Source organism: Marinobacter sp. JSM 1782161, assembly GCF_011421605.1.
In the GTDB taxonomy this organism is placed as follows: Bacteria; Pseudomonadota; Gammaproteobacteria; order Pseudomonadales; family Oleiphilaceae; genus Marinobacter_A; species Marinobacter_A bohaiensis.
On the sequence record NZ_WSSA01000003.1, the window covers coordinates 44,329 to 69,895 of the forward strand.

Here is a 25,567-nt window from a genome sequence, read left to right on the forward strand (position 1 = left end):
GGCGCCGCCTTATTTGGCGCTGAGCGAACGCACCGGGCGGGAGACCAGCCCCTGGATGCTCTGCTCGTAGATTTCCTCGCGCTCTTCATTGTTGGTGATGCACAGCCCCAGATCACGCAGCAGGCCGTCGGCCACGTCGTATACCCAGCCGTGCACGGAGAGTTCCTGGCCGCGTTCCCAGGCGTCCTGGACGATGCTGGTCTGGCACACGTGACGCACCTGGGCCATGGCGTTCAGCTCGCACAGGCGGTCCACCTGCTCGCTCTCGTCGGACAGTTTCTCCAGGATCGGGCTGTACTCGTCGCGCACGTCCTGCACGTGGCGCAACCAGTTGGCGATCAGGCCCTTGCCTTCGTTCTTCAGCGCCGCCTTTACACCGCCGCAGCCGTAGTGGCCCACCACCATGATGTGCTTGACCTTCAGCACTTCCACGGCGAACTGCAGCACCGACAGACAGTTGAAGTCGGTGTGCACCACCACGTTGGCGACGTTGCGATGCACGAACAGGTCACCGGGCATCAGATCGACGATCTGGTTGGCAGGCACACGGCTGTCGGCGCAGCCGATCCAGAGGTATTCGGGAGCCTGCTGGTTGGACAGTCGCTCGAAGAACTGTGGGTCTTCCTGCTTGATCTTATCCGCCCAGTCGCGGTTGCTTTCAAAGAGGTGGTTCAGCCGTCGCATGGTTCCCTTCTCGATGTGGATAGGTTCTCGAAGCGGGTGCTTATAACACGCGGGCGGCCGATTTCCTGAACCGCCCGAAAAACACCCGGGCACAAAAAAGGCGCTACCGCGAGAACGATAGCGCCTTAAATTGAACGGCAAATCCCGTTCCGGTTCAACTGGACTTACGGGTTAGCCGTCTCCAGCGGCGTGTGCAGGGACGACTGCGCCAGGTCCAGCAGCTCGCGCAGGGCGACGGAGAACATGGCGTACTCCGGCTCCCGGGCGCTGCGCAGTTCCGACAGCATCGCGTGCCAGCGCTGGACCATCGGCTTGTGCCGATCGGCCCATTCCTCGATGGCCTGCTCGATGTCCCCTTCCTTGCCGCTGATGCGCAGCACGCCGGTGGTCAGCGCGCGCTGCTGCCAGTCCAGGTCCTCGCGGAAGCTCTCCCGTGCCAGGGCCTCCCAGTGGGAGGACGGCGACAGTTTGGCCACCGCGCCGGCAAACCAGTTGAGGTCCAGCTGTTCGCCCAGCGTGTAGTACAGGTTGGCCACCTGCTTGAGCGGCACCTGGGTGGTCTCGTGGGCCTCGATGATGCCCAACGCCGAGTACAGGTACGACGCCCCGGCCACGACACCGGCCACATCCTCGGGAATATCCTTGGCCACCAGCGCGTCGAACTGCTTGCGCCAGGCCGTACCGGACTCCGTGCCCAGGTATTCCGGCATCTGGCCGATGATGTCGGACAGCGCCGCGGCGAAGCGGTCCATGTGGGTCTGGATGTTCAGCTCGCTGCGACGGTTGCGCAACAGCCAGCGCACGGAACGGCGGATCAGGCGGATCAGCTCGTTCATCAGTTCCAGCTGCAGTTCCGCCGGCACCTTGAAGTCCAGCGATTCGATCTTGTTCCACCACTCGTCGAAGCGGAACACATCACGGGCGATGATCCAGGCCATGGCGATGGCCGACACCGACGCGCCGGTGGACTGGGCCATCCGGTCCACAAAGGTGATGCCCATGTGGTTGACCATGTCGTTGGCGATCTGGGTGGCGATGATTTCACGCCGCAGTTGGTGCTCGCCCAATTCCTTGCCGAACTTCTTGATCAGTTGCTCCGGGAAGACCTTGTTCATCTCCTTGGCCAGCAACGGCTCGTCCGGCAGCTCGCTGTCGATCAGCAACTGCTTGAGGTCGCCCTTGACGTAGGAGATCAGCACCGACAGCTCGGGCCGGGTCAGGCCGCGCTTGTTCAGCTTGCGCTCCGCCAGGGTCTCCTCGTCAGGCAGGAACTCCAGCTCGCGGTTGAGTTTGCCCGCGGTCTCGAAGTTGATCATCAGCCGGCGGTATTCCTCCAGGCGGGTGATCGCCTCGGTGTTGGCGATACTGATCGCCTGGGTCTGGCGGTAGTTGTTCAGCAGCACGAGATCGGACACGTCGTCGGTCATCTTCTCAAGCATGTTGTTGCGCTGCTTCTCGGTCAAATCGCCGGCCGCCACCACACGGTTGAGCAGGATCTTCATGTTGACCTCGTGGTCGGAGCAATCCACCCCACCCGCGTTGTCGATGAAGTCCGTGTTCAGGCGGCCGCCGTTGAGACCGAACTCGATGCGACCGAGCTGGGTCATGCCCAGGTTGCCGCCCTCGCCGACCACCTTGGCGCGCACTTCGCGGCCGTCCACGCGCAGGCCGTCGTTGGCCTTGTCCCCCACATCGGCATGGGTCTCCTTCGAGCCCTTGACGTAGGTGCCGATACCGCCGAACCACAGCAGATCCGCCTGGGCCTTGAGGATATGGCTGATCAGCATGTTGGGCGGCACGCGGTCCGACTTGATGTTGAACAGCTTCTTCATTTCCGCGCTGACCGGGATCGATTTGGCGCTGCGGTTGAACACCCCGCCGCCCTTGGAGATCAGGTCGGCGTTGTAGTCGGTCCAGCTGGAGCGCGGCATCTCGAACAGGCGCTGGCGCTCCTCGAAGCTGGCCTTGGGATCCGGCGTCGGGTCAACGAAGATGTGCAGGTGGTTGAACGCCGCAATCAGCTTGGCGTGCTCGGAACGCAGCAGGCCGTTGCCGAAGACGTCACCGCCCATGTCGCCGATACCGATCACCGAGAAGTCATCCCTGGCCGGGTTGATGCCCAGCTCGCGGAAATGCCGCTCCACGGATACCCAGGCGCCCTTGGCGGTGATGCCCATCTTCTTGTGGTCGTAACCCTGGCTGCCGCCCGAAGCAAAGGCATCACCGAGCCAGAAGTCGTATTCCGCCGACAGGCCGTTGGCGATGTCGGAGAAGGTGGCGGTGCCCTTGTCCGCCGCGACCACCAGGTAATGATCGTCCTCGTCGTGGCGGATGACGCTGGTTGGCGGCTTGATGGCGCCGTCCACCAGGTTGTCGGTCACATCCAGCAGGCCGCGCACGAAGGTCTTGTACGCTTCGATGCCTTCGCGCTGGAAGGCGTCGCGATCACCGCCATTGGGCAGCTGCTTGGCCACGAAACCACCCTTGGCGCCCACCGGCACGATGACCGCGTTCTTGACCTGCTGCGCCTTGACCAGGCCCAGTATTTCGGTGCGGTAGTCCTCGAAACGGTCCGACCAGCGCAGACCGCCCCGCGCCACCTTGCCACCGCGCAGGTGCACACCTTCCACCCGCGGCGAGTAGACGAAGATCTCGAACATCGGCCGCGGCAGCGGCATGTCGGGAATCTCGGACGGACGGAACTTGTAACTGACGTAAGGCTTGTAGCCGCCATTCTCGTCCAACTGGAAGTAGTTGGTGCGCTGGGTCGCCTTGATCAGGTCCAGGTACAGGCGCAGCACCCGGTCCTCGCTCAGGTTCTCCACGTCGTCCAGACCGGCGTTGAATTCCAGCTCCAGCTTCTGCTGGGCGGCCGCGCTCTTGCCGCTGCTCTGGAAACGTTCCGGATCGAAACGCACCGCGAAGAAATCCAGCAGCAGCTGCGCCAGGGACACGTGATTGACCAGCGTGTTGGCGATGAAGGTCTGACTGTTGGAGATGCGTATCTGGCGCATGTAGCGGGCGTAGGCCCGGAGCATGGCGATCTGGCGCCAGTCCAGGTAGCAGGCCAGGACCAGCCGGTTGAAGGTGTCGTTCTCCGCCTGGCCATACCAGACGCGGCGGAACAGGTCTTCAAAGATCGGCCGGATGCGGTGGATGTCCACCGTCTTGCCGGACCGGGCCTGCAGGGTGAAGTCATGGATCCATACCGCCTTGCCGCTGCGATCCACCACCTCGAAGGGGTGCTCGCCCAGCACCCGGAAACCGAGGTTGTGGAAGATCGGCAGCACATCCGACAGCGGCAGCTGCCTGTCCGGCGCGAACAGTTTGAAGTGGACCGTGCTTTCCTCTTCCTCCAGCGCCCGGTAGAAACTCATCTCTACGCGGTCGTTGTCGGCCGATTCAGTGATGTGGTCCAGGTCGATGGCGGCCCGGCGCGGCGAGAACATGTCCCGGTAGCTGCCGGGGAAAGCGTTGCGGTAGAGGCGGATCAGCTCGTTGCCGCGTTCCTCGCCGTGAGTCTCGTAGAGCGCTTCGGACAACCCGTCGCGCCAGGACTGGGCCAGCGCCAGCACACTTTCCTGGATCTCGGCCACCGGCAGCTGGCGGTTCTCCACCTGCGGCACACGGATGGTAAACTGCACCCGCGCCAGTACCGACTCGGAGAAATGGGTGACGAACTCGATGTCCTCGGCACCCAGCCGCTCCATCAGCACCTGCTCCACGCTCAGGCGCAGCTCGGTGTTGTAGATATCCCGCGGGAAGAACGCCAGGCAGGTGACGAACTGGCCGTACACATCCTCACGCATGAACACCTTGATCATGCGGCGTTCCTGAATGTAGAGGATATCCAGCGCCACGTTGTAGAGCTCGCCTGGCTCGATCTGGAACAGCTCGTCGCGGGGGTAAACCGTCAGGATCTGGTCCAGCTCCTTGCCCGCGTAGTCGTCGCGCAGGAAGCCGGAGCGCTCGATGACCTCAGCGATCTTGCGGCGCAGCAGCGGGATCTGATCCGGACGCTCCTGGTAGACCCGCGAGGTGTAAAGGCCAAGGAAACGGCGCTCGCCGATCACCTCGCCCTTGGCGTTGAATTTCTTCACCGCGATGTAGTCGGGATAGGCCGGCCGGTGCACTCGCGACCGCTGCGCCGACTTGGCGAAGATGAAGATGTCGTCGGTGCGGGTCATCTCCGTGCGCGTGCGCTGGGGCAGCTCGTCGAGACGCACCTTGGCCGGACGTTCGTTGTGGACCCGCAGGATCCCCATCTCGGAATCCGGCACCTGAGTCACCAGGATGCTGCCGTCCTTCTCCTTGACGAAGTCGTACTCGTCATACCCCAGGAAGGTGAAGTGGTCGTCGCCCAGCCATTCCAGGAAACGGTGCGCTTCCTTGACGTTCTCGGCGCTGACCTTGGCCTTGCAGTTGTCCAGCTCCTTGAGGATCTGGGCCGACTTGTCCTTCATCTTCGGGAAATCGTCCACCGCGATGCGCACTTCCTCAAGCACACTCTGCAGCTCCTGCTCCAGGACACGCAGGTCTTCCGGGTCACTGTGGCGGTCGATCTCCAGCACGATCATCGCTTCGTAGCTGGTCTTGGCCTTTCCCGGTTGGCTGTCGCGGTCGTGGATTTTCTTGAGCTTGCCGGTGCGGTCGCGTTCGACCTGGAGGATGGAGTGGTAGAGGGTGTGGGTACCGATTTCGCGCTGGTTGATCGCGATGCGGATGGAGTCGATCAGGAAAGGGATGTTCGGATGCAGTATGAATATGACCGAGTGGGTCGATTGCCAGCCGTCGCTTTCCAGATCCGGATTGAAGACCGACACAGGCGTTTCGCTGGCGCCGCGTTTCTTGATGAACTGCCAGGCGGCGAGAACCGACCCGTAGACATCCGCAAACCGCCTCGACACCAGTTCGTTCAGCGGTAAGTGGGATAAATGTTGAACTGCAAATTCACTGATCTTCTTCGCTTCAGTCTTGTTGATTTTCTCGGCAAAGGCTTCGGCCAGCAGGTCATGGAACTGATCCTTGCTGGTTACCGTCAGCGCGTTCATGTGCTACCCCAACTTTCTGAATTAATGTTAATAAACAAATGAGGCGGAGTCCTGTCAGAGACAGGGTTCCCCGACAAGGCCATGACAGCTAGCGGGATATGTCCGCACGCGGCTACCGCCACAAGCGGATCTTTTCACAAGCATAGTCAAACCCTTGATTTTTGCTGGTAGGTTACAAACACTGGGCCCCTACGGCGATTGTGGTGAATACGGACCCGGCCCATGCCGGTACCCCAGCGCGACTGCACGAGTCGACGACATCACGTTGATTGGCTCTCCTGCCCCGCAGGGCGCGGATCGCCCTCACGTCCCGGATCGGTCGCCCATAGGTCCCGGATCGAAAGTCAAAACGGAAGGTTCGAAAGTGCAATGAGTGTGCAGCGTATATTCGGGGATCTGCGATCCCAATTAGCGAAAAGGATCATTGGGCAGGAAAAACTGGTGGATCGCCTGCTGATCGCGCTCCTCGCCGACGGCCACCTGCTGGTGGAAGGGGCCCCGGGCCTGGCCAAGACCACGGCCATCAAGACGCTCTCGGACCACATCGAAGGCGACTTTCATCGCATCCAGTTCACGCCTGACCTGCTGCCCTCGGACGTCACCGGCAGCGAGATCTACCGGGCCGAGACCGGCATGTTCGAATTCCAGAAAGGCCCCATCTTCCACAACCTGGTGCTGGCCGATGAGATCAACCGCGCGCCGGCGAAAGTCCAGTCCGCCCTGCTCGAAGCCATGGGCGAGCGCCAGGTCAGTGTCGGCATGAAGACGTTTCCCCTGGATCGCCTGTTCCTGGTGATGGCGACCCAGAACCCGATCGAGCAGGAAGGCACCTACCCGCTGCCCGAAGCCCAGCTCGACCGGTTCCTGATGCACGTCATCATCGACTATCCGGACGCCGGCGCCGAGCGCGACATCCTTCACCTCGCCCGCCGCGACTACCAGCAGGGCCCGGCGCCGACCGACCTGCGCCTGCGTGCCGAAGACATCTTCCAGGCCCGTCTCGATGCCAACGAACTGTTCATGGCCGAGGCCGTCGAGGATTACCTCGTGGCACTGGTGCTGGCCACACGCCAGCCGGCGACGCTGGACGAGGAGCTGGCCCGCTGGATCGCCTTCGGTGCCAGCCCGCGCGGCACCATCGCCCTGGATCGCTGCGCCCGCGCCAAGGCCTGGCTGGAAGGCCGGGACTTCGTCAGTCCCGACGACGTGCGTGCGGTCGCCTTCGACGTGTTGCGTCACCGCGTGCTGCTGACGTTCGAGGCGGAAGCCGACGGCATCACGCCGGACGACGTCATCCAGCGCCTGATCGACCGGGTACCGGTGGCCGCCTGACACCATGGCCGACGCGTCTCCACTGATCCGCATTGATCTGCCCGAGCTGATCCGGCTGCAGGCCGACGCCCGTGCCCTGCGTATGCCCGGCACCCGCCCGGTGGCGGTGCGCAAGGCGGGCGTGAACCGCTCGCGCCAGAAAGGCCGCGGTATGGTGTTTTCGGAGGTACGGCTGTACCAGCCCGGCGACGATATCCGCAGCATCGACTGGCGCGTCACCGCGCGCCGGCAGTCACCCCACACCAAGCTTTACGAAGAAGAACGGGAGCGCCCGCTGCTGATCATCTGCGACCTGGGCGACTCCCTCTATTTCGGCAGCGAAGGCGCCTTTAAACGCGTGCGTGCGGCCCAGGCGGCCGGACTGGTCGCCTGGCTGGGTTTACAGGCCGGCGATCAGGTGGGCGGCATCGTCTTTTCCGATCACCAGTGTGACGTACTGCGACCGGCCCGGCGCCGACGCTCCGTGCTCAAGCTGCTCGACAGCCTGGTCAAGCGCCAGGACGACCACGCCCCGTCGTCGGACGGCTCCAGCCATCTGGGCAAACCGGGTAAACTGGACGAGGCCCTGCGCGAGGCGCGGCGTATCGCCCATACCGGCAGCCGGGTATTCCTGATCAGCGACTTCATCAACCTGAGTGCCGACACCCCGGGGCTGATTGCCCAACTGGCGCGCCACAACACGGTGACCGCACTGCGGGTGATCGACCCGCTGGAACAGGCGCTGCCGGAACGCGGTCGTTTCGCGGTGGCCGGGCCGGACGGTCCGCTCTGGTTCGACGCCGGTGACACCGCTTTCCGGCGCGCGTTCGAGGCCAAGGTGGCCGAACACGAATACCAGGTGGAGCGCTGTTTCAGCCTCGCCGGCGTCAGCGCAACGCCCATCTACACCGGACAACCACCGGCCCAGGCCCTCAAGCAGGTGCTGGGTCCGCGGGGACGAATAGGCTGACAGCAGTTCTCGATGAAACCCATGACACAGGCAACATCCAATCCCATGAATTCGGGCGATCCCCTGGCCCAGTTGCGCGATATCCACCTGCCGGAGCCCGGCGGTTTCTGGCCCCCGGCACCGGGCTGGTGGATCGTCGCCGCGCTCATCCTGGTGCTGGTGGGCGCGCTGGTGTTCTGGCTCTGGCGTCGCCATCAGCGCAACCGCTGGCTGCGCGCCGCCCGGGCCGAACTGGATCAACTGGGCGCCCGGGCCGAAGCCAGCCCCGCCTGGTTCACCGAACTCAATGCCCTGCTCAAACGCTGCGCCCGCCAGCGCTATCCGGAACAGCGCCCCCACGCCCTGAGCGGCGCCCAGTGGCGTGACTTCCTGACCCACACGCAGAAGAAGCTGGACCCTCAGGCTGTGAACGCCCTGGTGGAGGCCGCCTGGTCACCGTCACCGGCGATTGATCCGCAAGCCGCGCACAGCCTGGCCGCCCGCTGGCTGGGAGGTCAGAAATGCTGACCCTGGCCTACCCCTGGCTCCTGCTGCTGGCCCTGATTCCGCTGCTGTGGTGGCGACGCCGCCAACGCCACGTCGACGATGTGTCCGCGCCGACACTGCCAGTGGGCCACTGGATCACCGGCCTGCCCGGCGTCAGTCGCAGCGGCGATGCCCGGCCGCGCTGGCAGAAGCTGCTGCTGTTGCTGAGCTGGGTGCTTCTGGTGATCGCGGTCGCTCGTCCACAACACGTCGCCGAGGGGGTGCAACTGCCGGTCACCGGTCGTGACCTGCTGCTGGCGGTGGACATTTCCCCCAGCATGGAAGAGGAGGACATGGTGCTTGGCCAGCGTCAGGTGAACCGGCTGACGGCGGTCAAATCCGTGCTGGACGAATTCATCAAACGCCGCGAGGGCGACCGTCTCGGCCTGCTGTTGTTCGGCACCCAGCCTTACATCCAGGCGCCGCTGTCGTTCGACCACGAGACCATCCGCACCCTGTTGCAGGAAGCCCGGTTGGGCATGGCCGGCCGGGCTACCGCCATTGGCGACGCCATCGGCCTGGCGGTCAAACGCCTGCGCGACCGGCCCCAGGACCAGCGCGTCCTGATACTGCTCACCGACGGCGCCAACACCGCCGGCGAGGTCAGCCCGGATAAGGCCGCCGAGATCGCCGCAGCGGCCGGTGTGCGCATCTACACCATCGGCATGGGCGCCGAAGCCATGATCCAGCGAGGCTTCCTCGGCACCCGCAAGATCAACCCCTCGCGGGACCTGGACGAAGACCTGCTCAAACGCATCGCCAGCCAGACCGGCGGCGAGTATTTCCGCGCCCGCAGTACCACGGAGCTGGAGACCATCTACGACACCATCGACCGGCTCGAGCCCATCGAGCTGGAGGGCAAGCAGTACCGGCCCACCACCGACCTGTTCCAGTGGCCCGCCGGCCTGGCCGTCACCCTGTTGCTTCTGGGCACCGCCGGAAGCCACCTGCGCCGCCGCACGCCGGAGGTGAGCCATGGCTGACTTCCATTTCCTGCGGCCGCTGTGGCTGCTGCTGTTGATCCTGCTGCCGCTGATCCCCTTCCTGTTGCGCCACCGTAACCAGGGCCAGAGCGGCTGGGCGCGGATCATTCCCGATGCCCTGCTGCGTCCGCTTCTGGGCGAAGCCGTCGAACAACAGAGCCGTCAGCGTCGGCCGGGGCTGACCCTGGGCGCGCTGGTCATCGTCTGCGCTATCGCCCTCGCCGGCCCCAGCTGGCGCCAGGCGCCCACGCCACTGATGCAGCAGAACGACAGTCTGGTGATCGTGCTCGACCTGTCCCTGTCGATGCTGGCGCAGGACGTGGACCCGGACCGTCTGACCCAGGCCAAACGCAAGATCCGCGACATCCTGGAACAACGCAAGGGCAGCTTTACCGCCCTGGTGGTCTACGCCGGCGACGCTCACGTGGTCACCCCACTGACCGATGACGGCCGCACCATCGAAAGCCTGCTGGGCGTGCTCGATCCGTTCATGATGCCCGCCAGCGGCAACCGCGCCGATCTCGGTGTGGAGCGGGCGGAAACCCTGCTCGACCAGGGCGCTCCGGGCGAAGGCCGCGTGCTGCTGGTGGCGGACTCGGTGCGCCCCGGCGACGTGCAGTCGATCCGCGAGAGCCTGCAGGGCACGAACTACACACTCAGCACCCTGGTCGTGGGCACCCGCGAAGGCAGTCCGATCCCGCTGCCCAAGCGCGGCTTTATCCGCGACGGCGATCAGGTGGTGATCGCCAAGGCCAACCCGGAACGCCTGGCCAGCCTGGCCGATGCCACCGGCGGCCGGAGTTCCGCCATCACCCTGGACGATGGTGACATCCGCTCACTGGAACTGCGCACCGAAGACAGCGACGACTGGCACGACAGCCAGCGCCAGCTACTGGTCGACCGCTGGCAGGACGACGGCTACTGGTTGCTCTGGCTCGCCGCACCGCTGGCCTTGCTGGCGTGGCGGCGAGGTGCCCTGCTGCTGATCCCGCTGGTGCTGTTGCCGATGCTGCCCCAGCCGGCCCAGGCGATGGACTGGAACGATCTCTGGACCCGCCCGGACCAGCGCGGCGAAGCCCTGATCGCCGAGGATCCATCGGTGGCGGCCGGTAAGTTCAAGGACCCGCAGTGGAAAGGTTCCGCACTCTACCGCTCGGGGTATTACGGCCGTGCCGCCGAACAGTTCGAACAGGGCGACGGCGCCGATGCCCATTACAACCGTGGCAACGCCCTGGCCCGCAAGGGCGAGCTGCAAGCGGCCCTCGACGCGTACGACACGGCCCTGATGCAGAATCCGGACAACGCGGATGCCCAATACAACCGCGACTTGGTGAAGAAACTGCTCGAGCAGCAGCAACGCCAGCAGGAACAGCGGAAACAGCAAAACCAACAGCAGCAGAACCAGGAAGGCCAGGGCCGGCAATCCCAATCCGGCCAGGGCCAACAGCAACAGGATTCATCCCAGGGCAACCGCTCCCAGTCACCCGGTCAACAGCCGGACCAGGCCGGGCAGCAGGGACAGCCCCAGGGAGAGAACGGCCAGCAGCCGTCGTCCGAAAGCGGCGACGCCGCATCGTCCGATGAACAGCAGGCTCAGGACGCCCGGCAACCCTCATCGCCGGGGCAACGCCCGCCCGGTGACGGCGAACAGGCGTCCGCCAGTGCGCGGGAAGCGGAACCGGAAGACCGCTCACAGCTGAGCCAGAGCCAGGAACAATGGCTGCGCCGCATCCCGGACGACCCGTCCGGCCTGATGCGGCGCAAATTCCTCTACCAGTACCGTAAGCGCGGCAACCAGCAACAAATGGAAGGCGATACACCATGGTAAGAAGCGTCCCATCGCTCCTGCTTCTGATCCTCCTGACCGGCTTCGTGTCCGGCGCATGGGCGGCACCCGGCACCCTGGACATCCACGTGGACCGCGACACCCTGCACGAGAACCAGACACTGACCATGCGGGTCCAGGGCGAGATGCCCTTCTCCATGGACCTGGACATGCTCTTCAACATCGGCGATGCGGATCTGCCCTCGCCGGACGAAGACGCCCTCAAGCAGAACTTCGAGATTCTCAGCCGGCACCAGAAATACAGCCTGCGCTCGGTCAACGGCGACGCCACGGCGGTGATCACCTGGATCTATGAACTGGCTCCGAAGACAACCGGACAGCTCACGATTCCGTCCCTCACCTTTCGCGACGCCCACTCCAGTCCGGTGACGATCACCGTCAAACCCGGCGATGCCCCCTCCGCCGACGGTGATGCCCCGCCCGCCTTCGTGGAAGTGGAAACCGACAAGGACAGCGTCTACGTGCAGGAGCAACTGGTACTGACCGTGCGCCTGTTCTATCGCGGTAACCTGATCCGTGGCGACCTGAGCCAGCCCGACCACGGCGACGCCATCATCGAAACCATGGGCGAGCAGCAGGAATACGCCCGTATCCGCAATAACGTGCGCTACCGCGTGGTGGAGCGGCGCTACGTGATCTATCCGCAGACACCCGGCAACCTGACGATCGACGGCATCACCTTCAACGGCCAGGCCCGGGACGACCGCGGCCAGCTCAACTTCCTGCGCGACCGGGCGAATCCGGTAGACATCCCCGTCAAGGACATTCCCGCCCAGTTCACCGGCGACACCTGGCTGCCCGCCACCAGCCTCGAACTGGAAGACCAGTGGAGCGGTCCCAGCCAGCAGCTGGAAGCCGGCAAGAGCGTGACCCGGACCATACGCATGAAAGCCCTGGGCCTTCTGGGGTCGGCGCTGCCACCGATGGACGTGAACTACCCGGACAGCCTGCGCAGCTATCCGGACAAGGCGGAAATGACCTCAGACGTCAACGATCGCACCGTCACCTCGTCGCGTACCGAGAATACGGCGCTGGTGGCCATCAAACCCGGCGAGATCACCCTGCCGGAGATCCGCGTGCCCTGGTGGGACACGGTGAACGACCGCCAGCGGGTGGCGGTGATTCCCGCCCGCACGCTGAGCATCGCCAACGCGTCCGGCCAGGTGCCGAGCCAACCGCCGGCGCCGGAAACCGCGGCGCAGACCTCAGCACCGGCCAGCGCGCCCGCCGACGAGGCCAGCGACAACGCCCCCTCGCCACCGGTAACCGCCGGCGTTGACCGCACCTGGTTCTGGCTGGCCCTGGCGCTGGGCACCGGCTGGGTGCTGACCCTGTTGTTCTGGTGGCTGAATCGGCGCCGGGACACAGGCACCGTGCCCGTCGACACCCAGCCGGATGCGGCCGAGGCGGCGCTGTTCGCCGACCTGCAAAGCGCCGCCGGTGCAGGCAGCGCGCAAACCCTGAGCCTGCTGCCGCGCTGGGCTCGCCGGCGCTTCGCCAGCCAGCATCTGCGCAGTGCCGCGGATGTGGTTCGTTTCAGTCAGGACGAGGTATTGGGGGAAGAGCTGGAGAAATTGCAGGAACGCCTTTACAGCGATCACCAGAGCACCGGGGAATGGCACTCGAAAGCGCTGCAGCAACGCCTGGAAGTCCTGCGGGAAAGTCACGCCGCCCGACCGGAGAAGGACGCCCTGGCACCGCTCTACCCCGCTGGTCTGAAAGCGTCCCGGGCCGGCAGCTAGTATCCCGTCTGGTTAATTCGCTGATCTACTGAGCGCCTGCGCTTTGAGAGCAGGCGCGGTAGCGACGGTTTGGTGTTTCCAAATCGAGCTGCCGCAACACCGCTATCAAAGCGTCCAGGCGCTCCCGAAGGGCGCACCGCGCTTTGGACATGCCATTCCGGCCGATTACGGAATCCGCTGGTCGATGACCACCGGCACCGTCTGCCCGTCGTAGCTGTCCAGCACGATCGCCTGTTCGCTGGCGCCTTGCCAGTCACCGCTTTGGGGAACCGCCTCGCCGGACGGCGACAGACGGGCGGAAACGGTCACTTCGGCGGCCGAAGACAGTGTATTGCCCGGCATCATCGCCATGCTGTCGTCGAGGGTCAGGGTCACCGGCAACCGGGCGGCGGATAAACGCGCCACCGCCAGCGGCACCTTGGGACCGTCCGCGTTCTGGGCGAACACAAACAGCGCCGTATCCGGCGTCACCTGATCACGCAGGGACTCGGCCAGCGACACCTGAACTTTCAATTGCACGGGCATCACCCCGGCCGGCACCGGCTCACCCAGCCGTCGGTAGGCTTCCGCCACACCCTGGCGGATCGACGGCAGCTGCGGGTGATCCGGAGCCACGTCCATGATGCGCTCCCAATACTCGATCGCCTGGCGATAGTTCTGGGCCTCGAACGCATTGATGCCCAGCAGCCCCAGGGCGTTGACTTCATCCGGGTTACGCTCGCGGGCCTTGTCGATGGCAGCCGTCACCGATTCATTCATCGCCCCCTGGCTTTGGAAATAACGCGCCTGGGCCACCAGGCCCCAGGCGGTGGCCGCCTGCCGGGTGGCGCTCTCCACCTGCCCGGCCAGCTGCTGATAGGCCCAGGCGGCGTTGTCATACTGCTCCAGATTCATGTAGGTGCGCCCGAGCATGGCCCAGCCTTCCAGGTTGTCCGGCTGTTCCAGCAGGCGGGCCCGCAACTGCTCGGCCAGGGCGGCCATTTCCTGGCTGCCAGCCTGGTCCACCTGCTCCATGGCGCGCATGGTCCGGTACTGCTCCAGCTGTTCAATGCCGCCCCAGTCGTCGTACAGCCACAGGGACACCGCCGGCACCGCTATCACGGCCACCAGCGTCACCGCCAGCGCCGACTTGCGGCCGTCCAGGCGGCCCACTCGCTGACTACCGGAACGGCCCACATCGTCCACGACACTGCCGGACAGTTCGTCCTTCATCTGGCGATAGGTCTCATCGTCCAGCACGCCGGCGTCCCTTTCGGCTTCAAGCTCCGCCAGGCGGGAGCGGTAGGCCATCAGGTTCTGGTGGCGGATATCGTTGACGTCGTCACGATCCGGTCGGTGAAAAAACAGAGGGTAGAGCACGAACACCAGGGCCAGCCCGATCAGGGCCGCCAGGGTCAGCCAGAAAGGCATTGTCATAGGGTTGGAACCATGTCGTAAAGAGTATCCATCAGGCCGGAATCGCTAACGCGGCTGACGCGGCGAGTCGGTGTCACTGTCTTCGTCCAGCCAGGCGTCCAGACGCGCCCGCTCCTGCTCGCTGATCGGCGAGTCGCGTCCCGGGCCTGCCGAACGTGACCGGCGCACCACCAGGAACACCGCCAGCAGACCGATCAACACCACGATCAACGGCGTCAGCCAGAGCAGCACCGTGCGCGGTTCGAATTCGGGCCGATAGCGGACAAATTCGCCGAAGCGGCCGGTCATGGCCTCCATGATGGCCTCGTTGCTCTCGCCGGCCTGCACCAGCCGGTGCACCTCGGCGCGCATGTCCGAAGCGATCGGCGCGTTGGAATCGGCGATGCTCTGGTTCTGGCACTTGGGGCAGCGCAGTTCGCGGGTCAGGTTTTCGAAACGCTGGCGATCCTGGGCGGAGTCCAGCGGATAGGTGTCATCGGCTGCCTGGGCGGCGGCCGAGAAGCCCACCAGGCAGCCGATAAGACTCAGGAGCAACAGCGCGCGCACTCAACCCTCCTTCCGATACTGGTCGACCAACGGCTTCAACTCTTCGCGCCAGACCTTGTCGTCCACCACGCCCACATGGCGGTAACGCACGATACCGTCGCCGTCGATGACGTAGGTTTCCGGCGCGCCATAGACGCCCAGGTCGAAGCCGAACTTGCCCTGGGGATCGAACAGGATCCGCTCGTAAGGGTTGCCGAGTTTCTGCAGCCAGTCGATGGCCGCGTCCCGGTTGTCCTTGTAGTTCAGACCGAGGATGGTCACGCCCTCCTCCCGTGCCAGCCGGACCAGCTCCGGATGCTCCACCCGGCAGGACGGGCACCAGGTGCCCCACACATTGAGCAGGACCACCCCCTCACGGAACACATCACCCTGGTAGCGGGTACCCGGATCCTGCAGGGACGCCAGGTCAAACGCTGGCACCGGCTTGCCGATCAGAGCGGACGCCAGGGTGCTGTTGTCCTTGCCAATGCCGGAGAACAGCACCACCCCGAGGGCTACCGCCAGGAGTAACGGGATGAACAGCAACAGACGCTTCACGATGCACTCTCCGCGGGATTCTCGGTAACGGGCTTGTGGGCGTCCGGCGCCGCCGCTTTCGATGGCCGCTTGACCGGAATCCGGTAACGCCGGTCGGCTATGGCCAGGGCACCGCCGAGGGCCATGAAAATCGCCCCCAGCCAGACCCAGCGCACCAGCGGCTTGTACTGGACGCGCACGGCCCAGGCCCGCTCGCCCACCGGCTCGCCCAGGGCCACGAACAAGTCACGGAACAGGCCGGCGTCGATGCCGGCCTCGGTCATGACGTTGCGCTGGACCTTGTACATCCGCTTCTCCGGGTACAGCGTCGCGACCGGGTCACCGTCGCGGGTAATCTCGAAGCGCCCGCGCTCGGCGCTGTAGTTGGGACCTTCGTGATGGGACAGGCTGTCGAAGCGGTACACCAGGTTCCCCATGGTCAGGGTGTCGCCGGGCTCCATGCGCACGTCCCGCTCGACGCCGTAGTTGGTCACCACCGTTGCGCCGGCCAGGATAATGGCCATGCCCAGATGCCCGAGCACCATGCCGTAGTAGCTGCGGGTCAGTCGCCTCAGGCCGTGCACGCGCCCCTTGCGGGATGCCGCGCGGCTCCACAGGTCGCGCAGGGTCGCCACCGCCACCCAGGCGGCGGCAAAGCAGCCGGCGAAGGCCCAGGGCTCCAGCCCACCCAGCCAGAGCGGCACGATCACCGCCAGCAGCAGACTCACCGCCGCCGGCCACAGCAACTGACGCCCCAGCCACCCGCCGTCGGTTTTCTTCCAGCGAGAGAAGATTCCCGCGCCCAGCAACAAGGCCACGGCAATGGCCACCGGACTGAAGGTCAGGTCGAAGAAGGGTTTACCCACCGACAGGGTCCCGGCGCCCAGGTAGTCTAGCACCAGCGGATACAGGGTACCGACCAGCACCAGCAGCATCGCCGCCATCAGCAGAACGTTGTTGAGCAGCAGGAAGATCTCCCGCGACAGGGAACCGTAGCGTACCCGGCTGTGGACCACCGGCGCCCGGAACGCGTAGAGGGTCAGCGAGCCGATGACGGTGACCGCCAGCAGTCCGATCAGGAACTGGCCGCGGGCCGGGTCCGACGCAAAGGCGTGGACCGATGTGAGCACACCGGAGCGCACCAGGAAGGCCCCCAGCAGACTCAGCGCAAACGTAATAATGGCCAGCAACACGGTCCAGCTCTTGAACACACCGCGTTTTTCCGTCACTGCCAGCGAGTGCATCAGCGCGGTGCCGGCCAGCCATGGCAGCAGCGAGGCGTTTTCCACCGGATCCCAGAACCACCAGCCGCCCCAGCCCAGTTCGTAATAGGCCCACCAGCTGCCCAGGGCGATGCCGATGGACAGGAAGCACCAGGCGACGGTGGTCCAGGGCCTCGACCAGCGCGCCCAGGCGGCGTCCATCCGGCCGTTGATCAGCGCGGCGATGGAGAAGGCGAAAGCCACCGAGAAGCCCACGTAGCCCATGTACAGCATGGGCGGGTGCACCACCAGGCCAAAGTCCTGCAGCAGCGGATTGAGGTCGGCGCCGTCCGCCGGCACGTTCGGCAACAGGCGCTCGAACGGATTCGACGTCAGCAGGATAAACAGCAGGAAGGCAACGCTGACGATGCCCATGATCGACAGCACCTGGGCCACCAGGTCACTGGGCAAGCGACGGCTGAAGGCCGCGACGGCGACCGTCCAGCCGGTAAGGATCAGGATCCACAGCAGCAGCGAGCCCTCGTGACTGCCCCACACGGCACTGAACTTGAAGTACCAGGGCAGCAGGCTGTTGCTGTTGTTGGCCACATAAGCCACGGAGAAATCGTCGGTGACAAAGGCGTAGGTCAGTGCCGCAAAGGCGATGGCCACAAAGACGAACTGACCGCTGGCCAACGGACGCGCAAACGTCTGCAGGGACGCGCGCCCGGTGAGCGAACCCACCATCGGCACCACCGCCAGCAACAGCGAGAGCATCAACGCCAGAATCAGGGCGAAATGTCCAAACTCGGGAACCATTAACCTCTCCAATCGCGATCAGTTAACGCCATCGGCGGTGTCCGGGGACTCCACCGTGACCCGGTCACCCCCCTTCTCTTTCATGGAGCGGGCGACTTCCGGGGGCATGTAATTCTCGTCGTGCTTGGCCAGCACCTCGTCGGCGACAAACACGCCATCGTCGCGCATGCGGCCGGTAGCCACCACGCCCTGCTCCTCGCCGAACAGATCCGGCAGGATACCGGTGTACTCCATGGGCACGGAGGACTGGAAATCCGTGACCCGGAAACGGACCCGCAGACTGTCCGGGTCCCGCTGCACACTGCCCTTCTCCACCATACCGCCGGCCCGGATACTGACATCGACCGGCGCCTCGCCGGCGGCAATCTGGCTGGGGTCGTAGAACAGGTTGATGTTCTGGCGGAACGCGTAGGTGGTCAGCCCCACCGCCACGCCCAGGCCAACCAGCAGGAACACCACAATGGTCAGGCGTCGTTTACGGACAGGATGCATCAGGCAGTACTCTTCTCGGATCCACGATTTACACCGTTCTCTCTATCGGCAGGGCTCAGATCTTTGCCAGGCCCCTGACGCCGGGCCAAACGCTGTTGCCAGAGCAGGCGCTGAATGGCCCGCCGCCGCTGGCCCACTGAGGCCGACACCAGCACCACCAGAGCCAGCAGGAACACGCCATAGCATGTCCACACGTAAGGGCCGTGCCCGCCCATGCTCCAGAATGCCTGCCAGGAATCAAACGCCATCGTCTCCTACCTCACACGTCGTTCTGCACCAGAGCCTGTACCCAGCGCGACCGGCGCTCGCGGAACAGAATCTCGGTTTTCATCCGGTAGCAGGCCAGCCAGCCGAACAGCAGGTACAGGCCCAGGATGGACAACACCAGCGGCACCCACATTTCCGGCGGCATGCTGGGTTTCTCGGTCAGTTTCAGGGTGGCCGGCTGGTGCAGCGTGTTCCACCATTCCACCGAATACTTGATGATGGGAATGTTCACCACGCCCACCAGCACCAGCACCGCGACCGCCCGCGCAGACGATTTCTCATCGGCGATGGCGTTGCCCAGGGCGATCACACCGAAATACAGGAACAGCAGGATCAGCATGGACGTCAGGCGGGCGTCCCAGATCCACCAGGTGCCCCAGGTGGGCTTGCCCCAGACAGCGCCGGTAAACAGCGCCAGGAAGGTGATAACGGCCCCCACCGGCGCCACCGCCCTGACGAACACGTCCGCCAGTTTCATACGCCACACCAGCGTGACCAGCGCGGCCACCGCCATCATGACGTAGGCGGCCTGGGCCAGGAAGGCGGTCGGCACGTGAATAAAAATGATGCGGTAGCTGTTGCCCTGCAGGTAATCCGCCGGTGCAAACCCCAGCCCCCACACGATACCGGTCACCATCAACGCCAGCCCGCTCACCAGGAACCACGGCATCAGACGCCCGGCGATGCAGTAAAACCATTTGGGCGACCCGAGCTTATGAAACCACTGCCACATCGATGACGCCTCCGCTCAACCGTTAGAAACACTGATTCGCAGCGCCGCCGCCGTGGCGAAAGGCGCGCAGGTCAGGGCCAGCACCAGCATCGCGCCCAGCAAGGCCAGGTGCGGGGCCACCGGCATCCCGTCGCGTGCCGCCATCACGGCACCGGTTCCGAAGATCAGCACGGGAATGTAAAGGGGGATGATCAACAGCGACAGGAGTATTCCGGCCGATCGCAGGCCCAGGGTCAGTGCCGCGCCGATGGCCCCGACGAAGCTGAGCACGGGTGTGCCGACCAGCAGGGTTAGACAAAGCACGCCGATCGAGTTCCCGTCCAGTTGCAGCATCAGGCCCAGCAGCGGCGCCATCAGGAGCAACGGCAGCCCGGTGACCAGCCAGTGAGCGAACACCTTGGCCAGCACCAGCAGGTAGAGGGGCTGGGGCTGCAACAGCATCTGTTCCAGCACGCCCTCCTCGAAGTCATGCCGGAACAGGTGATCCAGCGACAGCAGCGTCGCCAGCAACGCCGCCACCCAGAGGATGCCGCCGCCGGCCTCCTGCAGGAAGCTGCGCTCGGGACTCACGCCCAGGGGAAACAGCGACACCACCATCAGGAAGAAAAGCAGCGGGTTGAACAGGTCCTGCCGCTGGCGCAGGCTGGCCAGCAGGTCACGGCGGATCAACGCCAGGCAGGCCGGCAGCACCGGAACGCCGGCCTGGGACGGCGCCAGCCTGGGCAGTCGTTGCATGGCCGTCACGACAGCACCTCTTCGCCGGCATAGTCCCGCAGGTCCAGGGTGAGCATGTCGGCCAGGTCCGGCTCGTGATGGGTGGTCAATACGATAGCGCCACCGGCGGCGGCGCGCCTGGCAAGCAGTTTTTCCAGGCCGGCGACGCCGTCACGGTCGATCGCGGTAAAGGCCTCGTCCAGAATCCACAGGGGAGCGTTGGACAGGTACAGTCGCGCCAGCGCCACCCGACGCTGCTGCCCGGCGGAAAGATGGTGACAGGGCACGTGACTGAAAGCGAACAGACCCACCGCGTCCAGTGCCTGCTCACGTTGCTCGGCGCCGATGTCCGGTTCGGCGGCGGTCTGGGCTCGCAGGTTCTCCAGCGGTGTGAGCAGCGGTTTGATGCCGGGGCGGTGTCCGATGTAGAGCAGGTTGCGCAGGAAGTGCTCGCGAACCCGGTGCCGCGGCTCGCCGCACCAGTGGATCTCGCCGTCGAAACCGGCGTGCAACCCCGCCAGGATTCGCAACAGGGTGGTTTTGCCGGCGCCGTTGGGCCCGGCAATGCGCACCATCTGGCCCGGTGCGATCGCCAGGTCGAGGCCGCTGAACAGGAGGCGTTCATCGCGCTCGCAGGCGAGGCCGGTTGCTGTCAGGAAAGGTAAAGCCATCAGGAGCCCAGGTCGGCGTGAGGAATCGATGCCAGCCCGCGTGCGGTGTCCTCATGCGTCAACGGATGCACGTTCGAACACTGCCCTGGCGGAAAAAGGCCGACCGTCCGCGCGACCACCGTTCTTTTTTCGTGCTTTGAGGTCGATCAGCCGCCGCCGGTCGCCTCGCACTGTTCAATGTATGGGTGCTTCAAAATCAATCAGAAACAGCCGATAAGTACACACAAGGTACTGAAATGGCGTAATCTGGACAGCATAGAGTGATGCCGTTCGGGAGGCAATGCTTCCAAGGACGAAATTGAATGCGACCTACGGGCCAACCATGAAGATCCCCGTCCCCGGCCAGACGCCCCCACAAGCCGACAACAGCGGTCGCTCGCAACCGGCCGGCCAGACCACTGGCACGACACCGGGCGCATCGACCGGGGCCACGCCGAATCCCGCCCAGAGCGCCCGGCAACTCCTGGACCAGCTAGAGCTGCGCCAGCACCAACAGGTCATGGCCCGGGTTTCGCGAGTGCTCGAGAAAACCGCTACGGCCCCCGAGCAACTGTTGCTCGACGTACGCGGCAAATCCCTGGTGGTCAACAGCGACACCCGAATGCAGCCCGGCGACTGGGTCCGGATCATGCGGGCCGGCAATGAGCTGCGCCTGATGGCGCAGATGTCGTCGGAAGGCACGCCCCAGTCAAGGGTCGCCCAGCAGCTGGCCCAACACCTGCCGTGGCAGCACCGGCTCGATCAGGGACTGGCGCAGTTGGCCCGTCTGGCGCAGCCGGCGGCCGGCACGCCATCGACGCAGGGCCAGGGCATCCCCGAACCCGTTCGCGAGGCGGTCCGCACCCTGGCCGCCCAGATTCCCCAGGCCGGCCGACTGGCCGGCGCGGCGCAAGGCGACAACCCGGGGCGAGCCATCCAGGAGTGGATCAGCAGCAGTGGCCTGTTCGCCGAGCGCCAGCTTGCCCAGTCGCCGGCCAGTGTGCCGGCGGATCTCAAACTGGCACTCAACCGCATCGTGAGCGCGCTGCTCGGCCAGCAGGGAGACAACCCGCAGGCCCTGAACCGCTATACCCCGCTCACCAGCCCGGATCTGGTGCAGGCGCCGCTGCAGTTTCCCCAGGCCCAACAGGCGCCGCTGACACCTCCGCCGGCCCAGGACAACCTGTCCACCGGCCAGATGCTGCGACTGCTGGCGGGCATGCTCAACCGGATCACGGTCAACCAACTGCATAGCCAGACGCTGACCACACGGACGACGGTGGACGCGCCGGTGGCCACGCCCACCTGGCTGCTGGAGCTGCCCTGGCTCGATACCAACAATCAGCCACGCACCGCGCAGCTCCGGCTGGAACGCCATGGTGACGAGGAAGACGGCAGCGACCGGCCGCGACGCCGCGTGGCCCAGTGGCGATTGACCCTGGCCATGGACCTGGACGAGGCCGGACAGGTGACGTTTGAGCTGGGGTTACAGAATCAGCAGGTGTCGGCCCTGATCTGGGCGGAGAAAGCCGCTACGCTGAAGCAGGCCAACGAAGACCTGCCCTGGTTCCGCCAGCGGCTGGGAGACCTGGGGCTGGACGTGGTGGAAATGGAGTGCCGCCGGGGTCAGCCGCGCGGCGCACGCACGCAACTGGATCATCGACTGGTGGACGTGAAGGCATGACGCAGGAACGGGACGCAGGCATCAACCGGGACGCCGCCGTCGCCCTGAAATACGACGGCGAGCGGGCCCCGACCGTGGCCGCCACCGGCACCGACGAGCTGGCCCGGGAAATCATCCGCATTGCTCGGGAGAATGGCGTACCACTGTACGAGAACGCGGAACTGGCGGGCATCCTCGCGCGCCTGGACCTGGATGAGGAAATCCCCGAGACCCTTTACCGGGTGATCGCCGAAATCCTGTCGTTCGCCTTCCACCTGCGCGGCAAGACGCCGGACGACGCCAGGCCGGCCGACTGATAGACCCGCGTCGGTCAGGCGACCTGACGGCGCCGCAGCGCGGAAACCAGCTCCGCTTCCGGACGGGAAATGCCGCAGGTGTTCATCAGGTCGTCGATGTCGGCCCCGAGGTCCACCAGGCGAGACGCTTCATCGTAGGAAATGCGCAGCGGATCGTTCTGGCGCATCTCATCGACCGCCATACGCAGCTCGTGCAGGTTGCGCTCGCAGGCAATCACCCGCTGCCCCACCCCCATGCTGCCGCTGCTGGTGGCGTGCAGTTCGCGCCCCATGGTCTCCAGCCGATCCCGGAAACGGTTCTCCAGGTGCTGGATGCGACGCCGGTTAAGAATGGCCTGGACACAGAGCAGCACGAACGTGCCGGCGGTGAGTGCCCAGGGTGCGATAGCTTGCCAGTCTGCCATTACCTTGCTCCCAGCTGACAGCCCGCGCCCTGTTCAGGCCGGTATCCCCTCAGGAGGGGATCAGAGCGCGGCGATCTCCGCCCACTCGTGCTCTGCCAGCATCTTGTCGAACTCAACCAGGATGATGAGCTCGCCGTTCTTGTTACACACCCCCTGGATGAACTTGGCGCTTTCCTCGTTCCCCACGTTGGGTGCGGTCTCGATCTCGCTGGACTTCAGATAGACGACTTCGGCCACCGAATCCACCAGGATGCCCATCACCTGCTGCGAGGATTCCATCACCACAATGCGCGTGGCGTCGGTCACCTCGGCATCCATCAGGCCAAAACGGCGGCGGGTGTCGATCACCGTAACCACGTTGCCGCGCAGGTTGATGATGCCCAGCACGTAGTCCGGCGCACCCGGTACCGGCGCGATTTCGGTGTAACGCAGCACTTCCTGGATCTGCATTACATCGATGCCGTAAGTCTCGTCGTCGAGCCTGAAGGTCACGTACTGCAGGACCTGATCTTCGGAGCCCTGAATCTGCTGTCCGCTTGGGGATGCCATAATGTCCTCTCTTCGATCCGATGGCGCCCCCGTTCAGGGGCACCGCACTAACGCTGTCAAAATTCCAGCACGGTGGCCCCTTACTATAGAACAGGGCACAAACCGTGCCAGCCGGCACCATCTGCCTTTTTTCAATCTTTTGCAGGCTGGGTTAACTCAGGTCCAGCCGTTGCTGCTGTTCCGCCCGGGACAGCAATTGGGTCATCGCCTGCACGTCCAGCAGTGCGCACATGTGATCCACTACCGTGCCGGCCAACCAGGGGCGACGGCTGCGCTCGGAGCGCCAGCGCACGTCGTCCGGCCTAAGGGTGAACGACTGGGCCACCTCGTCGCAGGCCAGGCCCCATTCGCTCTGGTCCAGGCGTATCACAAACTTGTAGCCTTCGCGGGCGCCTTCTGGCACGCGACCGCTCATAACCCACTCCGCCGTATCCACCACCCGCAGGTTGTGGTCGCCGGACGGCAGCATCCCCATGAACCAGCGTGGACGCCCCGGAATCTGGTGCAGGTCAGACTCGATTCGGTGGATGGCACCGAGCAGCACCAGCGGCACCGCCAGTTGCAACCCGGCCACCTTGAAGATCAGACATTCAAAAGCGCTGTCCGCCCAGTCCGGGCGACCCGCCGGTGCCGGTTCGGCCTGCACTTCCGGCTGCGCCTGCTCAGCCTCGAGCCGAGCCTGCTCCCGGGCCTCGTAGGCAACCTGCTCGGCGACACGTTCCGCTTCCGCCTGCTTGAGTTGCTCCGCCTCGGCCCGACGCGCCTTGATACGCTCGGCCTGGGCGCGGACACGAGCCCGGCGGGCTTCCCGTTCAGCCTGCTTTTCGGCTGTTTTGTCCGCGCTTTCCTCGGCCACCTGAACCGCCGTCGATTCCACCGGAGACGGGGTCACCTCACGCACCGCGGTGTCCACCCGGGTCAGGGTGTCGACGGCCGTCTCAACCTGGGTGTCAACCGAGGTTTCAGCCGGGGCTTCAACGTCCTCGGCGGTGCTGGTGGCGACATGCAGCAGATCGTCCAGATAATGGGACAGAGCCGCGGTGGGGTCCGCGTAGGCTTCTTCCTGTCTCTTTTTCAACATGCACCCACTCCGGCGTCAACAAACTGACGGCGTGTCAAAAAACCCATTCAGGACTCCTGGCCGGCACTCAGCAGGTCGTCCAGCAAACGGCGATACGCCCGCACCCCGTGGGTGTCCGTCGAGTAGGCCGACGGCACCTGGCCGGACTCACTGGCGTCCCGGAACTTGGTGTCGACCGGGATGGCAAAGCGCCAGATCTCCTCCGGGTATTGCTTGCGCAGCGCGTTGAGGCTATGCACCGATGCCTGGGTCCGACGATCGAACAGCGTTGGCACAATGGTATAAGGCAACGGCGAATTGCGCGAACGCATGATCATCATCAGCGTGTTGATCATCCGCTCCAGGCCCTTCATGGCCAGGAATTCAGTCTGCACCGGAACGATCAGGCGCTGGGACGCCGCCAGGGCGTTGACCATGAGCACGCCCAGTGACGGCGTGTTGTCGAGCAGCACGTAATCGAAATCGTCCCAGAGCTGCGCCAGGGCGCGGGAGATGATCAGCCCCATGCCCTCAACGCCCACCATCTTGCGCTCAAGCGTCGCCAATGCCGAGCTGGCCGGCATCAACGACAGCCCCGGGCAGCCGGTTTCCTGCAGCAACTGGGCCGGCAGCCCCTCGGGCACCTTGCCCTGGTGCTGGAAAAGATCGAAGGCGCTGTGAGCCAGACGGTCCGGATCGTAGCCGAACCAGCTGGTCAGGGATCCGTGGGGATCAAGGTCGGCCACCAGAACGCGTTTGCCGGATTGCGCCAGCAAACCACCCAATGTCACGACGGTCGTGGTCTTGCCCACGCCCCCTTTCTGGTTGGCGACTGCCCAGATTCGCACGCGGTAACTCTCCCCTTGTTGTGCCATACCACGTTTTGCCATATCACGACGCTCACGCCGCACTACGACAGTGGTGCCATACCCCGGCCGGCGGGTTCCGATTAGAGCGCACTCGCCCGAGCCATGACATTTATTTTTGTATCGACAGGTGACTGGAAAACTTGAGCCGGAATTGCAGAGACTGGCAAGGATTTGCCTGCCCCGGCGCGGCTCATGGAGACAATTCAGGAAACGTGCCAGAAGTCCGTGAAAGGCGGGA

The 25,567-nt window shown here is 64.8% G+C and carries 23 protein-coding genes; 8 read left to right on the forward strand and 15 right to left on the reverse strand.

Annotation, left to right across the window (positions count from 1 at the left end; all coding sequences use genetic code 11):
* Window positions 1–9 precede the first annotated feature (9 nt).
* Window positions 10–684: a carbonate dehydratase gene (gene can / locus GQB00_RS12915; RefSeq protein ID WP_111497680.1), complete on the reverse strand. Its 675-nt coding sequence runs from the start codon at window positions 682–684 to the stop codon at window positions 10–12.
* Window positions 685–848: 164 nt separating this feature from the next.
* Window positions 849–5,735: an NAD-glutamate dehydrogenase gene (locus GQB00_RS12920; protein WP_165856648.1), complete on the reverse strand. Its 4,887-nt coding sequence runs from the start codon at window positions 5,733–5,735 to the stop codon at window positions 849–851.
* A 369-nt stretch (window positions 5,736–6,104) separates the two neighbouring features.
* On the opposite strand from GQB00_RS12920, the gene GQB00_RS12925 reads away from it, so the two are divergent.
* From GQB00_RS12925 to GQB00_RS12950, 6 genes are read left to right on the forward strand one after another with little or no spacing between them, the layout of a single operon-like run.
* Window positions 6,105–7,067, forward strand: a complete 963-nt coding sequence (locus tag GQB00_RS12925) for an AAA family ATPase (RefSeq protein WP_165856649.1) — start codon at window positions 6,105–6,107, stop codon at window positions 7,065–7,067.
* 4 nt (window positions 7,068–7,071) lie between these two features.
* Window positions 7,072–8,016, forward strand: coding sequence for a DUF58 domain-containing protein (locus GQB00_RS12930; RefSeq protein WP_111497683.1), 945 nt, complete (start codon window positions 7,072–7,074; stop codon window positions 8,014–8,016).
* 12 nt (window positions 8,017–8,028) lie between these two features.
* Entirely contained in the window at window positions 8,029–8,523 is a 495-nt protein-coding gene (locus GQB00_RS12935) for a DUF4381 domain-containing protein (protein ID WP_228276809.1), read from the forward strand.
* The gene (locus tag GQB00_RS12940; protein ID WP_165856650.1) at window positions 8,517–9,524 is read left to right on the forward strand and encodes a VWA domain-containing protein; all 1,008 of its coding nucleotides are present in this window, start codon (window positions 8,517–8,519) and stop codon (window positions 9,522–9,524) included. The genes GQB00_RS12935 and GQB00_RS12940 overlap by 7 nt, the downstream gene beginning before the upstream one ends.
* A complete protein-coding gene (locus GQB00_RS12945) occupies window positions 9,517–11,352 on the forward strand; it encodes a vWA domain-containing protein (RefSeq protein WP_165856651.1) in 1,836 nt (611 codons plus the stop codon). The genes GQB00_RS12940 and GQB00_RS12945 overlap by 8 nt, the downstream gene beginning before the upstream one ends.
* Entirely contained in the window at window positions 11,346–13,112 is a 1,767-nt protein-coding gene (locus GQB00_RS12950) for a BatD family protein (RefSeq protein ID WP_165856652.1), read from the forward strand. The genes GQB00_RS12945 and GQB00_RS12950 overlap by 7 nt, the downstream gene beginning before the upstream one ends.
* A 165-nt stretch (window positions 13,113–13,277) precedes the next feature.
* Here the strand turns inward: GQB00_RS12950 and ccmI are convergent, their stop codons facing one another.
* The 9 genes from ccmI to ccmA are packed head-to-tail and all read right to left on the reverse strand — an operon-like array spanning window position 13,278 to window position 20,488.
* Complete coding sequence (gene ccmI / locus GQB00_RS12955) at window positions 13,278–14,528, reverse strand: c-type cytochrome biogenesis protein CcmI (RefSeq protein ID WP_165856653.1); 1,251 nt, start codon at window positions 14,526–14,528, stop codon at window positions 13,278–13,280.
* A 45-nt stretch (window positions 14,529–14,573) separates the two neighbouring features.
* The gene (locus GQB00_RS12960) at window positions 14,574–15,074 is read right to left on the reverse strand and encodes a cytochrome c-type biogenesis protein (protein WP_165856654.1); all 501 of its coding nucleotides are present in this window, start codon (window positions 15,072–15,074) and stop codon (window positions 14,574–14,576) included.
* Window positions 15,075–15,611, reverse strand: coding sequence for a DsbE family thiol:disulfide interchange protein (locus tag GQB00_RS12965; protein WP_165856655.1), 537 nt, complete (start codon window positions 15,609–15,611; stop codon window positions 15,075–15,077). It abuts the gene before it with no gap.
* Window positions 15,608–17,611, reverse strand: a complete 2,004-nt coding sequence (locus GQB00_RS12970) for a heme lyase CcmF/NrfE family subunit (protein WP_165856656.1) — start codon at window positions 17,609–17,611, stop codon at window positions 15,608–15,610. The genes GQB00_RS12965 and GQB00_RS12970 overlap by 4 nt, the downstream gene beginning before the upstream one ends.
* A gap of 18 nt (window positions 17,612–17,629) precedes the next feature.
* A complete protein-coding gene (gene ccmE, locus GQB00_RS12975; protein ID WP_165856657.1) occupies window positions 17,630–18,103 on the reverse strand; it encodes a cytochrome c maturation protein CcmE in 474 nt (157 codons plus the stop codon).
* Complete coding sequence (ccmD, locus tag GQB00_RS12980; protein ID WP_165856658.1) at window positions 18,103–18,351, reverse strand: heme exporter protein CcmD; 249 nt, start codon at window positions 18,349–18,351, stop codon at window positions 18,103–18,105. The genes ccmE and ccmD overlap by 1 nt, the downstream gene beginning before the upstream one ends.
* Before the next feature lie 11 nt (window positions 18,352–18,362).
* The gene (gene ccmC / locus GQB00_RS12985) at window positions 18,363–19,103 is read right to left on the reverse strand and encodes a heme ABC transporter permease CcmC (RefSeq protein ID WP_165856659.1); all 741 of its coding nucleotides are present in this window, start codon (window positions 19,101–19,103) and stop codon (window positions 18,363–18,365) included.
* A 15-nt stretch (window positions 19,104–19,118) separates the two neighbouring features.
* Window positions 19,119–19,838 carry a heme exporter protein CcmB gene (ccmB, locus tag GQB00_RS12990; protein WP_165857084.1) on the reverse strand — a complete coding sequence of 240 codons (720 nt, stop codon included), beginning with the start codon at window positions 19,836–19,838 and terminating at the stop codon, window positions 19,119–19,121.
* Window positions 19,839–19,843: 5 nt separating this feature from the next.
* Entirely contained in the window at window positions 19,844–20,488 is a 645-nt protein-coding gene (gene ccmA, locus GQB00_RS12995; protein WP_165856660.1) for a cytochrome c biogenesis heme-transporting ATPase CcmA, read from the reverse strand.
* A 322-nt stretch (window positions 20,489–20,810) separates the two neighbouring features.
* Between ccmA and GQB00_RS13000 the strand changes: the two genes are divergently transcribed.
* Together GQB00_RS13000 and GQB00_RS13005 are read left to right on the forward strand one after the other, a co-directional pair.
* Entirely contained in the window at window positions 20,811–22,151 is a 1,341-nt protein-coding gene (locus tag GQB00_RS13000; RefSeq protein ID WP_165856661.1) for a flagellar hook-length control protein FliK, read from the forward strand.
* Window positions 22,148–22,447: an EscU/YscU/HrcU family type III secretion system export apparatus switch protein gene (locus GQB00_RS13005; protein WP_165856662.1), complete on the forward strand. Its 300-nt coding sequence runs from the start codon at window positions 22,148–22,150 to the stop codon at window positions 22,445–22,447. The genes GQB00_RS13000 and GQB00_RS13005 overlap by 4 nt, the downstream gene beginning before the upstream one ends.
* Window positions 22,448–22,461: 14 nt before the next feature.
* Here the strand turns inward: GQB00_RS13005 and GQB00_RS13010 are convergent, their stop codons facing one another.
* The 4 genes from GQB00_RS13010 to GQB00_RS13025 form a co-directional block, all read right to left on the reverse strand.
* Entirely contained in the window at window positions 22,462–22,851 is a 390-nt protein-coding gene (locus GQB00_RS13010) for a DUF2802 domain-containing protein (RefSeq protein WP_165856663.1), read from the reverse strand.
* A gap of 60 nt (window positions 22,852–22,911) precedes the next feature.
* Window positions 22,912–23,400 (reverse strand): chemotaxis protein CheW, encoded by a 489-nt coding sequence (locus tag GQB00_RS13015; protein WP_111497700.1) that lies wholly within the window; start codon window positions 23,398–23,400, stop codon window positions 22,912–22,914.
* Window positions 23,401–23,551: 151 nt separating this feature from the next.
* A complete protein-coding gene (locus tag GQB00_RS13020) occupies window positions 23,552–24,481 on the reverse strand; it encodes a chemotaxis protein CheW (RefSeq protein WP_165856664.1) in 930 nt (309 codons plus the stop codon).
* A 47-nt stretch (window positions 24,482–24,528) separates the two neighbouring features.
* Window positions 24,529–25,308, reverse strand: a complete 780-nt coding sequence (locus tag GQB00_RS13025) for a ParA family protein (protein ID WP_111497702.1) — start codon at window positions 25,306–25,308, stop codon at window positions 24,529–24,531.
* Between the last annotated feature and the right edge of the window lie 259 nt (window positions 25,309–25,567).